We start from the raw sequence: 14,563 nt of genomic DNA, 5'->3' as shown, positions 1-14,563 counted from the left end.
ATTTTTACTACAAAATAATTAATTTTTAAAAAGAGAGCCCCACTTGGCTTTTAACCTCTTCCACAATCGAACTCAAATCCAAGCAATTCTGATGCGACCAAAGTTTACTTTCTATTTCATTATTTCTAATGCAATTATGACATTCAATCGCTTCATGTGCATATCCTTTTCCCAGAGGGGGAAAACTGAAAACAGCCTCTTCTTGTCCATTTTCAAACAAAGAATATCCATCAGCAATAAACCAGGGAGAGTTTAAATGTATTCTTCCATTTGTTCCGCTAATTGTGGCTTTCATTTCCGAATCTGAAACGATAGAAGCATGTAGAATGGATTGCGCATTTTCATATTGTAAAATAATAGAAGTCTGCAAATCAACTCCGTTTTTATGCATTATTGCTTTTGCCATAATCTGTTTCGGATTTCCCAAAAGTATATAGGAAAGAAACAAAGGATAAACTCCAATATCAAATAGAGCTCCTCCTCCCAATTTTTTATCAAAAAGTCTTTTGTTTTCGGTTTCACTTCCATAGAAAGCAAAATCGGCATTTATATAATTTACATTTCCAATTAAACCTTTATTGATTTTCTGCAAAACATCCTGGATTGATGGAATAAAACGTGTCCAAAATGCTTCCATAAAAAACTTATTGTATTTTTTAGAAGCTTCAACCATTCTCAATGCATCCTGATAAGACAAAGCCATTGGCTTTTCGCATAAAACATGTTTTCCTTTTTCCAAAGCTTTTATGGACAATTCGGTATGTAAATTATGTGGTGTGGCAATATAAATAATTTCAACCTCTTTATCCTCTAAAATCAAATCGTAAGAATTATATATTCTTGCAGCATTAAATTTTTCTCCAAACTTTTCTGCTTTAGTAAGATCTCTGGAAGCAACTGCTGTAAGTTCTGCCTCTTCCAATAATGATAAATCTGATGCAAACTGACTCGCAATATTTCCCAGACCAATAATTCCCCATTTAATTTTTTTGTTTCCCATACTTCTATTTTAATCATCAAAACTGTTAAAAAGATTAAAAAAATATTCCTAACCTAAAAAATCACAACATTTTTAATCAACAAATATCCAATATATCGCAAAAAGTAACAATCAATTAACCTGAAAATTATCAAAAGTCCTATTGAGGAGAAAAAAAACGTTGCCAAATTATAAATTTTAAGTCCTTTTTAACAAAATCATTCGAAATTTATAGGGGTCAAATTTTAAATTTAACAAAAATTAAACATTGAACCCTATTTTTTTAGGGGGTATTAAATCATTTTATACTTTTATCAAAAATTTTAAAACTAAATAACTATGCGAAAAATTATTTTAAGTGTGATTCTTATCACTATTTTGGTACTAACCTTTATATCAAATTTTATCATCGCTGATAACCCAATTCCAGCAGAAGCTGTAAAGTTTGATACAGGAGATACGGCCTGGATGATCGTTGCAACTGCTTTTGTACTGTTGATGACTCCTGGTTTAGGATTTTTCTACGGAGGAATGGTAGGTAAGAAAAACGTAATTAGTACCATGCTACAAAGTTTTATGGCAATGGTAATTGTTACTATCTTATGGACTGTTGTTGCTTTTGGATTAGCTTTTGGACCAACTATCGGAGGAATTATTGGAAATCCATCTTATAATTTATTCTTTGAGGGAGTTGGAACTAATACAGCATGGAGTCTTGCACCAACGATTCCTTTTATATTATTCGCATTATTTCAGGCAAAATTCGCCATCATTACTCCTGCATTAATCACAGGTGCTTTTGCAGAACGTGTACGTTTCTGGGCTTATTTACTGTTTATGGTTTTATTTATCTTATTCATTTATACTCCGCTTGCTCACATGACATGGCATCCTGATGGAGTTTTCTTCAAAATGGGAGTTCTTGACTTCGCTGGTGGAACAGTAGTACACATGAGTGCCGGATGGGCTGCATTGGCAGGAGCAATCTTCTTAGGAAAAAGAAAAGTTCAAAAAGTTAACCCTGCGAGAATTACTTATGTATTATTAGGAACTGGTTTACTTTGGTTCGGATGGTTTGGTTTCAACGCCGGATCTGCATTAGGAGCTAACGGTCTTGCTGCTCAGGCTTTAGGAACAACTACTGTAGCTGCTGCAGCTGCTGCAATGGCTTGGGTTTTCCTTGATAAAATCTTAGGACATAAATTATCTGCTCTTGGAGCTTGTATCGGAGCTGTCGTAGGTCTTGTTGCTATTACACCTGCTGCTGGTTTCGTAAGTATCTCTCACGCTATTTTCATTGGTTTATTCTCTGCAATTGTGAGTAACCTTGTAGTAAGCAAATTCCCTAAAGGAAAAATCGATGATGCTTTAGATGTATTCGCTTGTCACGGTGTTGGTGGTATGGTAGGTATGTTGTTAACTGGAGTTTTCGCTTCAAAAGCAATCAACCCTGCTGTTGGTGACAACCAAGGTTTAATCTTCGGAACTCCAACTTTATTCCTTAACCAATTAACTGCTCTTGTTGTAGTATCAATCTTTGCATTTGTTGCTTCTTATGTTTTATTCTTTGTTGTAAATAAAATTACTCCTCTAAGAGTTACTGAAGAAAAAGAAGAATTAGGATTAGATATCTCTCAACACGGAGAATTCTTGTAAGATATTAATTTTCACTTTCGCTTGATAAATAAAAAAGCGCTCTAATTAATTTTAGAGCGCTTTTTGTTTGATGCCATCTTATGCTACGAATCAATATTTGATCAAATTCAAACTATCAATATCTCCCCTTCTCGTGAAACAACCAGAAATAATCAGATATAAATTATCTTTTTAAAACAAACAATATAATACATAAAAAAGGCTGTTTCAAAAATCGAAACAGCCTTTAGTTTGAATTAATTTCAACCCCCAAAGAAAAATTAATTTGTTAGAATAAAGCTTTTAAAATTCTATATTCTATATTCCAAAAATATTATTTAAAATTAGAAATTCCTTCTTTCAGCCATTGTAAATATTCTTCTGTACTAACGTAACTAATCGTTGGTTTAGTATTATTTAAATTATTACCTTCTAAATCTGTAATTACATATAAAGGCTGCGTATTCGTTTTATATTTAGAAATCATAAAATCGGTCCATTTATCTCCGGCTGTTATGATTTTATCTCCGGCTGCTGTAGTAAATTGTTCTTCTTTTGGAAGTTCACGTTTATCATCAACATAAAGCGAAATCAAAACAACATCATTTTTAAGAATTGGTAAAACAGTCGGATCTGACCAAACATTGTTTTCCATTTTTCGGCAATTTACACAAGCATACCCTGTAAAATCAAGCATAATCGGTTTTTTAATTTCTTTAGCGTAAGCCAAACCATCTTCGTAATCATGAAAAACCATAATTCCGTGTGGGCCTAATTCAGCTCCCTCCGGCAATCCTTTTATTGACTCTGCCGAAACTGCTCCGTTCCCTGATCCTCCAACTCCAAAAGGGCTTTCACTATAGTGCGGCGGCGGCGGAAATGCGCTGATCAATTTCAAAGGCGCTCCCCAAAGTCCCGGAATTAAATACAATGTAAATATAAATGTTAACAATCCTAAATACAATCTTCCAACAGAAATATGATTTGTAGGACTATCATGAGGCAATGTAATTTTTCCGAATAAGTACAATGTCATTGCTCCAAAAATAGCAATCCAGATCGCGATAAACACTTCTCTTTCCAAGAAATGTAATTGCAATACTAAATCGGCATTTGACAAGAATTTAAAAGCTAAAGCTAATTCTAAAAATCCAAGAACAACTTTTACTGTATTTAACCAGCCTCCCGATTTTGGCAATGAATTTAACCAGCCCGGGAACATGGCAAATAACATAAACGGAAGTGCCAAAGCAGATGAGAATCCTAACATTCCAACAACAGGAGCAATTCCTCCGTTTGAAGCTGCTTCAACTAATAAAGTTCCAACAATTGGCCCTGTACAAGAAAACGACACAATTGCTAAAGCCAAGGCCATAAACAATATTCCGATTAATCCTCCTTTATCTGCTTGCTGATCTGCTTTATTTGCCCATGAATTTGGAAGCATAATTTCGAAGGCTCCAAGGAATGAAGTTGCAAAAATGATTAGGATCACAAAGAAGATCAGGTTAAACCAAACATCTGTAGACAATGCATTTAAAGCGTCTGCTCCGAAAATTTTAGTTACAATTAAACCTAAAACTACATAAATAGCAATAATAGAAAATCCGTAAATAATAGCATTTCTAATTCCTTTTGCTCTGCTTTTACTTTGCTTAGTAAAGAAACTTACTGTCATAGGAATCATTGGGAAAACGCATGGCGTTAACAAAGCAGCAAATCCTGATAAAAAGGCAATAAAGAATATTGACCATAAACTTCTTGCAGGAGCCTGCGCAGGAGTTTCTGCTTTAGAAGCAACTTCTTTATTAGCTACTTTAACATCTTCTTTTGCCGTTTCTGCAACAACAGGTTTTACTGTATCTACTGCAATTCCAACTGTTTTAGTCTCGTCTAGCTTAGCTTCTTTTACAACTGGAACATCTTCTACTTTAAAAGTTGACGGAATTGCAATAGAGAATTTCTTGCTTGAGTTGATACAAACTTCTTTACAAACCTGAAAGTCAAAATCTACATCAACTGTTTTTAAGTTTGGATTAATGATTTTTATTTCTTGTTCTACATGAGCTTTTCCTTCAAAATAAGTTTCATCTACTCCAAATACATCGTTAAAAGAAGTTTTCGTTTTTCCTTCCTTTGCTTTTCCAACTAATTCATAATTCCCTTTCTGATTTTTAAAGGTAATTTCTAAAGCAAGAGGCCCGCCTTCCGGAGTAAATTGTGAATACATATGCCAGTCTTTTTCGATAACAGCGTCGAAAATTAATACTGCATTATTTCCTTTCTTTTCAATTTTAGAAGTCCATTTTACCGGTTCTAATATTTGAGCGTTACTTTTTGCAAAAGCAAAGAAAAACAAGAAAAGTAGAATAGTTTTAGTCCAAACGTTTTTAAACTGATTGTCCTTTAGGGTCTGAGTAAAGTTCATTATTGCAATTCTATTTTTAGTATATTATTTGTGGTTTTGTTAATTTTAAATCTCTCGTCCTGCCTCATTCCTACAACCCAGACAATTTGGTCGTTAGAACATAAGATCCAGGTTTTTTCTTTTTCAATCAAGGATAATTTTTCGTCCTTAAAAAGTTTACTGACTTTTTTAGATTTTCCATTCATTCCAAGTGGCTGAAAAACGTCACCTTCTTTCCATTTTCTCAGGATTAACGGAAAACTGATTTTATCGGCATCAACAAATATAGCTTTATTTGAATCTAATGTTATGTGACTAACGTTACAAAGGGAAATTTTTAAGGGAAAATTAACTTCTTTATCGTTTTCATTAATTTGATATTCATCCTTTTCTGATGTTTCAGAAAACGGACTCAAAATCAGTGTTTCCCGATTCTTAAGCAGTCTGAATGCCGAAGAAAAAACCTGCTTTCCTGATTGTCCTTCAACCAAATCATAAATATCATTCCAGGCCGAAAAACCAAATTCATTTAACCATTGATACAAATACGATTGATAATTGGGCAGCTTTTTTAACTGATTTAAATCAAAATGGATATCTTCTCCCGCTTCCTTTGCTACTTGTTGATAAATCATAATCGAAGCATCTTCAACCATTTCTTTTGATTCTCTTAAAAAGGATTGCGTTTTCTCAAAAGCATTCAAAAAATTAGGGTTTATTTCTTTTAGAATGGGAACTAAATCATGACGAATTTTATTTCGAAGATATTTATTAGAAGCATTACTGCTGTCTTCGCGCCATTGAATATTATTTTCATTAGCGTAGTTCAAAATGTCTTCTCTTGAAAATGGCAGAAGCGGACGAATAATTTTATCGTTTTGTTCAGGAATTCCAGTCAAGCCTTCTAATCCGGTTCCCCGCGTCAGATTGATTATAAAAGTTTCCAGATTATCATCGGCGTGATGAGCAGTTAAAATATAATCGAAGTTTTTTTCTTCCAACAATTCATAAAACCAGCTGTAACGAAGCTCTCTTGCCGCAACCTGTGTCGATAATTTATAATCTTTAGCGAAAGCTTCTGTATCAAAATGAGTAGTAAAAATTGGAATATTATTTTGTTTACAGTAGTCCTGAATAAATTCCTGATCTCCAAAACTTTCCAAACCACGAAGCTGAAAATTACAATGTAAAACAGCAATTTCATAAGGTAATTTATGAAGCAAATGCAGTAAAACCATACTGTCCAATCCACCACTAACTGCCAGAAAAAGTTTCTTTTCTGCCAGAAAAGGAAATTTGGAGCTGATATGATTTTGAAATTTTGAAAACATCCGATAAAAGTAAAAAATTAAATTCGATCTATTTTTAAATGAAATGTTAAGTGATGTTTTTAGCCACGAATTACACCGATTTGCACTAATTTTTTCTTTAATCCGAGATGAAAATATAGCCACAGATTAAAAGGATTCAAATGATTAAAAAATCTGTGTAAATCTTTTTATCCCAATAGCTATCGGGAGTGGCAAAAAAATAATTCGTACCAATTCGTGTAATTGCTTCGCCAGTTCGCTATCGCTCGGGTCTTGGCGATTTATCTTTAACGCAAAACTTCATGCATTGCCTTGGCTTTCAATAAACATTCCTCGTATTCTTTTTCTGGAACTGATTGTGCTGTTATGGCGCTTCCAACTGAAAATGAAACATACTTGTTTTCCTGATTGTATAAAATACTCCTAATTACGACATTAAAATCAAAATCACCTTCGGGCGTAAAATATCCTACCGCACCACTATATAAACCTCTTTTAGTTTCTTCCAGATTTTCTACAATTTGCATAACCGAAATTTTAGGTGCTCCAGTCATGCTTCCCATCGGGAAAGTTGTTTTTAAAACATCTACTGCCGAATATTGCGAATCTAATTTTGAAGCTACAGTAGAAATCATTTGATGAACTTGGAGAAACGAATAAATACCACAAAGCTCTTCAACCTCAACTGATCCTTTTTTTGCCGTGTGTGATAAATCATTTCGAACTAAATCGGTTATCATGATATTTTCAGCGCGTTCTTTTTCGTCTGAAACTAAAATTGCTTTCGATTTTTCATCTTCTTCTAAATCAGAAAAACGTTTAGAAGTTCCTTTAATAGGCTGAGAAATAATTTTATCTCCCACTTTCTTCAAATAGCGCTCCGGCGAAGCAGAAAGCAGATATTGTTTGTAATTTTTAAAGAAAACAGAAAAAGGGGCTTTTGAAATTTCATTTAGTTTCTGAAATTTCTCAAACGGATTTATAACGACATTTTCTGCATAAAATTCCATACAGAAATTAGCTTCATACATGTCTCCTATATGAATATGCTCGAGCATTTTATTTACTTTTTGGATATACAAATCTTTAGAAATTCGTTGCTTCACTTCGACTCCGCTCAGTGTGACAAATGTTTCGTTTTGAATCTTTATAATTTCTTCAAAATCTTCCTCAACCTCATCGTCACAAAGCATTAAATACTGCATTTCAAGCTGATTTTCCTTCAGAATAAAAATCTTTTTAGGCTGAAAGAAAAACAAATCAGGAAAATCTAATCCGTCGAAATTATTAGATTGAAGATTTTCAATATCATTTTTAAGATCATAAGATAGACATCCAAACAACCAGTCTTTAGTATTTTGCTGGTATTGTTTTAAATCTTCAAAAGCATTGTAATAATCAGTCTTTAAAGACGTAAAAGCATCAACTGCCAATAAACAATCAAAACTGGAATATTGCTGTGGATAGGAATTACTGTCTAAAAAAACGACTTCTCGAAACTGTTGTGCCCAATTTAAAAGCTGCTCTTTAAACTGCTCCGGATTTGAAATGGGCTTGGTAATAGAAACTCTCAAAAATGAATATTTTTTTAAGTGACAAAATTACAACAAAAAAAAACTAATGTTTAAAATTATTGGCACGCTTTTTATTGTATCGAATTTGTAATAATTCACGTGCATTTAACAATCAAAAACTCAATCAATTTACAACTTTTATGAAAACACTTTTAAAATTAAGCCTTATGAGCTTATTCGTATTTTTTTTACTTTTTTCCTGCAAAAAGGCAGATAGCTCATCATCTGCAGATGTAAAAATGGAGTCTGCCAGCAGAGATGAAGCTGCAGTAACTACAGATGCATCAAGTTCAGAAAGTGAAGAACCTAAACAGCAATTGCAAATTCAAGCAGGCCAAATAACGGCAGGAGAATGGAATGATTTAAATAATTGGTCATTTTGGGAATCCTTAAATGAAAACTCTGAATTTTCGGAAATGAGTAATTATTGGAAATACAATTTAAGAGATAGAATTTCTGTAAAGATAAAATCAGGTTCAGAAAACGTAATTGATACGCCAGTGACATTACTTAATTCAAATGATGAAATAGTCTGGATTTCTAGAACCAATAATAAAGGAAATGCTGTATTGTGGCCTTTTTTAAAAAACTCAAAAAAATCAGATTTACAAAATTTGAAAGTAAAAGTTGGCAATGAGATATTTGGAAACATTCAAAAATACAGCAAATTAAAAAGCAACGATTTATCCGTAAAAAATTACATCAAAAGGAATTCTGAAAAAATAATAGATGTTGCGTTTATGGTCGATGCAACAGGATCAATGGGAGATGAAATTGATTACTTAAAAGAAGAATTAGCTGATGTAATATCAAAAGTAAAGGATGAAAATCAAAACGTAAAAATGAACATGGGCGCGGTGTTTTACAGAGATCAAGGAGAGGAATATGTAACCAAAATTTCCGATTTCTCTTCTAATATTAACACCACAATCAACTTTATAAAAGAACAATCTGCAGCTGGGGGAGGTGATTTTCCAGAAGCTGTTGAAACTGCCTTAGATAAATCAATTAATAACTTACAGTGGTCAGAAAATGCAACTTCAAGAATACTTTTTCTAGTGCTAGATGCGCCACCTCATTATGAAGACCAGATTGTATCTGAAATTCATGATTTAGTTGAAACAGCAAGTAAAAAAGGAATCAAGATTATTCCGATTACTGCCAGCGGTATTGACAAAGAAACTGAGTTTTTGATGCGCTATATGGCAATAGCGACGAACGGAACTTATGTATTTATTACAAACGATAGCGGTATTGGAAACGATCATCTTATTGCATCTGTAGGGGATTATCAAGTCGAATATTTAAATAAACTAATGGAAAGATTGATAAATGAAAGTTTAAAGTAAAAAGATCTGGAAGAAAATTTCAAAACCAATAAAACGGTTAAAAACACAGCTGTTTAATAAGAAAAAATTCGTTATATTTGATATACAATTAGATTAATGCCAAAATTAACCTGATTTGATTGTAAATTTCTTAAAAACAGACCACAAAAAATATAATTTGTGATTCTAATTTGAGACTTTAACTTGCATCTTTTCCAATAACTTAATTATATTTTTTAACCTTAAAAAATCCTAAGTAATATGAAAATTGCCACCATTATTGTCCGTGTTTTAATTGGTCTTTTGTTGCTTTTTGCATCGATCAGTTATTTTTTCCACCTGATGCCCGAACCGGAAACTACCGGAAATTTCAAAGCCTTTAATGTTGGTTTAATGGCTGCGACGTATTTAATGCCTTTGGCAAAATCAGTAGAATTACTTTGCGGACTTGCCTTCGTCAGCGGTCGTTTTGTAACTCTGGCCAATATTCTGATTTTACCTATCACAATCAATATCCTTTTTATCAATTATTTTTTAGCTCCGGAAGGTCTTCCTATTGCGGTTCTACTCTTCGTTGGTAATATATTCCTGATATACAGATACTGGGATAATTACAGAAGTGTATTTACTCCTTGATTTAAAAACGTTTCACAAAATAAAAACCCGACAGTTATTAACTGTCGGGTTTATTATTTAATGGGCTTTATCATGTTTTACCCAAATCAGATTAGAGACATTATATCCAATTTCCTGAGCTTTAATTAAAAAATCTGCTTTTATACTTTCCGGCATTGTAGTATCTCTGGAAAGTAACCACATATAATCCAGACTTTTTCCGGCAACAAGAACATATTTGTAATCATTGTCTATTGCGATTACATTGTATCCAGAATAAAAAGGACCAAAAAATGAGACCTTAAGCATACCAATGTTGTCCTTTTTGACAAATTTAGCTTTCCCGATGCTCTGTTCCCATTTGTCTTTTTTGACATTATAGCCCTTATTATCGACTTTTATGGTTCCATTCTCGTTAAGAGAATATTCGGCAGTAACATTATCTAAATCTCTTTCCCATTTGTAATCCAATCTTGCAATTTCGTACCATCTTCCTAAATATTTGGCTTTGTCAAAATCAACGACTGCTTGTGCATTTTTAGGAATAGTTGAACTACTGCAGGAATATAATAGGAAAGCGATTGTTGCTCCAAGTAAAACAGGAGCTATATATTTATTTTTCATGATGTAATCTTTTTATTATCATAAAGATAACATCAGAATTACACATCTAATTTACAAAATTTTTCTTCAAGTTTATATTTTTCAGGCATTAAATTTAGCCCAAAATAAAACCCCGCTAGAACTGAGTTCTAACGGGGTTTAAATATTAGTATTAAACGTAAAATTATACGTGTAAAGCTCTATTTTCTGTTGCTGCCAATGCTGCTTCTTTTACCGCTTCCGCGAAAGTTGGGTGCGCGTGGCTCATTCTTGAAATATCTTCAGCAGAAGCTTTGAATTCCATAGCCGTAACCGCTTCAGCAATTAAATCTGCTGTACGGGCACCAATCATATGAACTCCTAAAACCTCATCTGTTTTTTCATCAGCCAGGATTTTTACGAATCCGTCTAAGTCAGCACTTGCTCTTGCACGTCCTAACGCTTTGAAAGGGAAACTTCCCGATTTGTAAGCAACTCCAGCCGCTTTTAATTGCTCTTCAGTTTGTCCAACTGCAGCAACTTCTGGCCAAGTGTAAACTACACCAGGAATTAAATTGTAATCGATATGTGGTTTTTGACCCGCTAAAATCTCAGCAACCATTACTCCTTCTTCCTCTGCTTTGTGCGCTAACATCGCTCCGCGAACAACGTCACCAATTGCATAGATATTTGGAACATTAGTTTGTAAATGATCATTTACTTCTACCTGACCTCTGTCTGAGATTTTTACTCCAGCTTTGTCAGCGTTTAATCCGTCTGTGTAAGGACGACGACCAACAGAAACTAATGAATAATCTCCTTCAAGAGTGATTGTTTCTCCTTTTGCATTTTCAGCTTGAACAACAACAGCATCGCCGTTTCTTTCAACTGATTTTACTTTATGAGAAACGTAGAATTTCATTCCTTGTTTCTTCAATACTTTAGTCAATTCTTTAGAAAGAGCTCCATCCATTCCCGGAATGATTCTGTCCATGAATTCTACTACAGAAACCTGAGCACCAAGACGAAGGTAAACTTGTCCAAGCTCGATTCCGATAACTCCTCCACCAATGATTACTAAGTGTTTTGGAACTTCTTTTAAAGCTAAAGCTTCAGTAGAAGTGATGATTCTTTCTTTATCGATTTTGATAAATGGCAAAGAAGATGGTTTTGATCCTGTAGCGATTACAGTATATTTTGCTTCGATAGTTTCAGAAGTTCCGTCAGCTTTTGCAACAGCAATGTGCGTTGCGTCTACGAAAGAACCTAAACCGTTGAAAACAGTAATTTTATTTTTATCCATTAAGTAGTTGATTCCACCTACGGTTTGATCTACAACGGCTTGTTTGCGCGCGATCATTTTCTCTAAATTGATTTTTACATCTCCAGAAACTTCAATTCCGTGATCTGCGAAATGAGCGATTTCTGCATAATGATGTGAAGAAGATAATAATGCTTTTGAAGGAATACAACCTACGTTAAGGCAAGTTCCGCCTAATGAATTATATTTTTCTACAATTGCAGTTTTGAAACCTAATTGTGCGCAACGAATTGCTGATACATATCCTCCAGGACCTGAACCTATAATGACTACGTCAAATGAACTCATAGTATTTTGTTTTTATTTTAGCGGTTACAAAATTAAGCAATAAAGTTCTGTTTAAAGTTTAATTTTCAATGTTTTTTGCGTGAAATTTTGGAGGAGGATTTTACCGCAAAGGGCGCTAAGAATTACGCTAAGGTCGCTAAGTTTTTTTGTTTTTTTTAGTCTCGCAAAGATACATAGTCGTAAATTTTATAATCAAGCTTGTCATCCTGAGGAACGAAGGATCACACTAGAAGCTCCGCATGCAAAATCGCCAATCTTTGTAGAGTTTCGCGTGTGATCCTTCGTTCAGGATGACAAACTAGACGTTAGACGCACTGCTGTTCATCTCTACAGAAAACTCTTTGAACCTTTGCCTCTCTGCTCCTTTGAACCTTTTAAAAAGAAATCACTGTTGAATTCTTGACCTCACTAATCATAAACATACTTTGCGTGCTTCCAATATGCTGTAATGAGGTGAGTTTGGTTACTAGAAATTCTCTGTAAGCTTCCATATCTTTTACTAAAACTTTTAGAATATAATCATAATCGCCACTTACGTGATGGCATTCTAAAACTTCATTTAGTTTGATGACTTCGCTTTCGAATTTGGTCAAGAATTCTTTGGTATGTTGAATTAGTTTTAAATGACAAAAAACTACAAAACCTTTCTCAATTTTAGATTTATCGACTAAGGCGACGTAGTTTTTTATTATGCCTTCGCGTTCTAACTTTTTGATTCTTTCGTATACTGCTGTGACAGAAAGATCCAATTTTAAGGATAATTCTTTGGTTGTTTTTTTACTGTCGGTTTGTAGTAAAACGAGCAGTTTTTTATCTATGGCGTCTAAAGTCATGTTTTTTTGGTTGATGTTTTTTGGTTGATGTTTTTTGGTTGATGTTTTTTGGTTGATTGTCGATAGTTATTGAAAAGAAAGAAAATCTACTGAATTATAATTCTAGAGTCAAATTTAGATTAAAAATCACAACAAACACATTTTTATAGTTTTAAAATCTAATTACTGATTTTATAGTTGATTAATTTTCTAATTAAATCTTATTTTGAACAGGATTTCTTTTGAAAACGAGTGCCCTAGCCCAGATTGAAGTGGAAAGCCCGGAGTAAAAAAGGCAAAAGTTTCTTGTTCTAAAAAAGCGACCAACGGAAGCTCTTTTTAGAACATTAGAAACTTTGACTTTTTTATGAGGACTTGAAACGGAAAGCTGGATTAGCTTCTAAAAATTTCAAAAATCAATTTCAATTTCAAAAAACAATAAAATATCAACTTATGAAAAACTTCAACCCAGCAGATAAAATTCAGGATTTACAATACTTTGGCGAATTTGGCGGTGTTAATCCGTCGATTTCTGATTCTTCTACTTATACTTTTCTTTCGGCGAAAACTATGTTTGATACTTTTGAGGGGAACATGGAAGGTTGTTATTTATATTCACGTCATTCTTCGCCTAGTAATTTGTATTTAGATCAGGCTTTGGCAGCGATGGAAGGAACAGAAACCGCGAATGTTTCGGCTTCTGGAATGGGAGCGATTACACCTACTCTATTACAATTATGTGGCGCTGGTGATCACATTGTTTCAAGCCGAACTATTTATGGTGGCACTTATGCTTTTTTGAAAAACTTTACACCAAGATTTGGCATCGAAACAAGCTTTGTTGACATTACTAAACTTGACGTTGTAGAAGCTTCAATTACGCCAAAAACGAAAGTTTTGTATTGCGAAACCGTTAGTAATCCCTTATTAGAAGTTGCTGATATTGCTGGTTTGGCTAAAATTGCTAAAAAGCATAATTTGAAGTTGGTTGTTGATAATACATTTTCACCATTATCGGTTTCTCCTGCAAAATTAGGTGCTGATATTGTGATTCATAGTTTGACAAAATACATTAACGGAAGCAGTGATACAGTTGGTGGCGTGACTTGTGCTTCCAAAGAGTTTATCAATTCTTTGAAAAATGTAAATTCGGGAGCAAGTATGCTTTTAGGACCAACGATGGACAGTCTGCGTTCTGCAAGTGTGATGAAAAACCTTAGAACACTTCATATCCGAATTAAACAACACAGTCATAATGCGCATTTTCTGGCTGATATGTTTGAAAAAGACGGTTTAAAAACGGTTTATCCGGGATTAAAAAGTCATCCGAGTCATGAATTGTATAAAACGATGATTAATCCTGAATATGGTTTCGGTGGCATGTTAACGATTGACGTTGGAACTTTAGAAAAAGCCAATGAATTAATGGAATTAATGCAGGAAAGAAATCTGGGTTATTTGGCTGTTAGTTTAGGTTTTTATAAAACATTATTCAGCGCGCCTGGGACTTCAACTTCTAGCGAGATTCCGTTGGAAGAACAGAAAGAAATGGGATTGACAGATGGCTTGATTCGTTTTTCTATTGGTTTGGATAATGATATTCAGCGTACTTACGAAATGATGAGGGCTTGCATGGTTGAACTTGGCGTTTTGAATTCCGTAGCCATTCGCCAAGAAGTTTACACAGAGATTCACTAAAACTTTTCTCTCGC

General features: G+C 33.8%; 11 protein-coding genes. 4 read left to right on the top strand and 7 right to left on the bottom strand.

The genetic code is table 11. The features are described from left to right. Positions 1-25 precede the first annotated feature (25 nt). Complete coding sequence (locus HYN56_RS11840; RefSeq protein WP_109192359.1) at positions 26-1,000, bottom strand: Gfo/Idh/MocA family protein; 975 nt, start codon at positions 998-1,000, stop codon at positions 26-28. Positions 1,001-1,318: 318 nt separating this feature from the next. Here HYN56_RS11840 and HYN56_RS11835 point away from each other — a divergent pair, with 318 nt between their 5' ends. Beyond that, the gene (locus tag HYN56_RS11835; RefSeq protein ID WP_109192358.1) at positions 1,319-2,635 is read left to right on the top strand and encodes an ammonium transporter; all 1,317 of its coding nucleotides are present in this window, start codon (positions 1,319-1,321) and stop codon (positions 2,633-2,635) included. Between the two features lie 313 nt (positions 2,636-2,948). Here the strand turns inward: HYN56_RS11835 and HYN56_RS11830 are convergent, their stop codons facing one another. The 3 genes from HYN56_RS11830 to HYN56_RS11820 form a co-directional block, all read right to left on the bottom strand. Further along, positions 2,949-5,042, bottom strand: coding sequence for a protein-disulfide reductase DsbD family protein (locus HYN56_RS11830; protein ID WP_109192357.1), 2,094 nt, complete (start codon positions 5,040-5,042; stop codon positions 2,949-2,951). Continuing rightward, positions 5,042-6,352, bottom strand: a complete 1,311-nt coding sequence (gene tilS, locus HYN56_RS11825; protein ID WP_109192356.1) for a tRNA lysidine(34) synthetase TilS — start codon at positions 6,350-6,352, stop codon at positions 5,042-5,044. The genes HYN56_RS11830 and tilS overlap by 1 nt, the downstream gene beginning before the upstream one ends. Positions 6,353-6,618: 266 nt before the next feature. Next, a complete protein-coding gene (locus HYN56_RS11820) occupies positions 6,619-7,905 on the bottom strand; it encodes an anthranilate synthase component I family protein (protein WP_109192355.1) in 1,287 nt (428 codons plus the stop codon). A gap of 167 nt (positions 7,906-8,072) precedes the next feature. Here HYN56_RS11820 and HYN56_RS11815 point away from each other — a divergent pair, with 167 nt between their 5' ends. Both HYN56_RS11815 and HYN56_RS11810 read left to right on the top strand, forming a co-directional pair. Next, positions 8,073-9,254, top strand: coding sequence for a vWA domain-containing protein (locus HYN56_RS11815; RefSeq protein WP_167398307.1), 1,182 nt, complete (start codon positions 8,073-8,075; stop codon positions 9,252-9,254). Positions 9,255-9,494: 240 nt separating this feature from the next. After that, positions 9,495-9,869, top strand: a complete 375-nt coding sequence (locus HYN56_RS11810; RefSeq protein WP_109192353.1) for a DoxX family membrane protein — start codon at positions 9,495-9,497, stop codon at positions 9,867-9,869. Positions 9,870-9,926: 57 nt separating this feature from the next. On the opposite strand, the gene HYN56_RS11805 is transcribed toward HYN56_RS11810, so the two are convergent. From HYN56_RS11805 to HYN56_RS11795, 3 genes are all read right to left on the bottom strand, one after another. Further along, the gene (locus HYN56_RS11805) at positions 9,927-10,472 is read right to left on the bottom strand and encodes a lipocalin family protein (RefSeq protein ID WP_109192352.1); all 546 of its coding nucleotides are present in this window, start codon (positions 10,470-10,472) and stop codon (positions 9,927-9,929) included. A gap of 163 nt (positions 10,473-10,635) precedes the next feature. Beyond that, entirely contained in the window at positions 10,636-12,039 is a 1,404-nt protein-coding gene (lpdA, locus tag HYN56_RS11800) for a dihydrolipoyl dehydrogenase (RefSeq protein WP_109192351.1), read from the bottom strand. A 374-nt stretch (positions 12,040-12,413) separates the two neighbouring features. Then, a complete protein-coding gene (locus HYN56_RS11795; RefSeq protein WP_008462051.1) occupies positions 12,414-12,872 on the bottom strand; it encodes an Lrp/AsnC family transcriptional regulator in 459 nt (152 codons plus the stop codon). Between the two features lie 432 nt (positions 12,873-13,304). Between HYN56_RS11795 and HYN56_RS11790 the strand changes: the two genes are divergently transcribed. Further along, positions 13,305-14,549 carry an aminotransferase class I/II-fold pyridoxal phosphate-dependent enzyme gene (locus HYN56_RS11790; protein WP_109194783.1) on the top strand — a complete coding sequence of 415 codons (1,245 nt, stop codon included), beginning with the start codon at positions 13,305-13,307 and terminating at the stop codon, positions 14,547-14,549. Positions 14,550-14,563: the final 14 nt, after the last annotated feature.

Origin of the sequence: Flavobacterium crocinum (genome assembly GCF_003122385.1) — a bacterium.
Taxonomy (GTDB): Bacteria; Bacteroidota; Bacteroidia; order Flavobacteriales; family Flavobacteriaceae; genus Flavobacterium; species Flavobacterium crocinum.
This window is presented reverse-complemented; position numbering and strand designations above follow the sequence as displayed.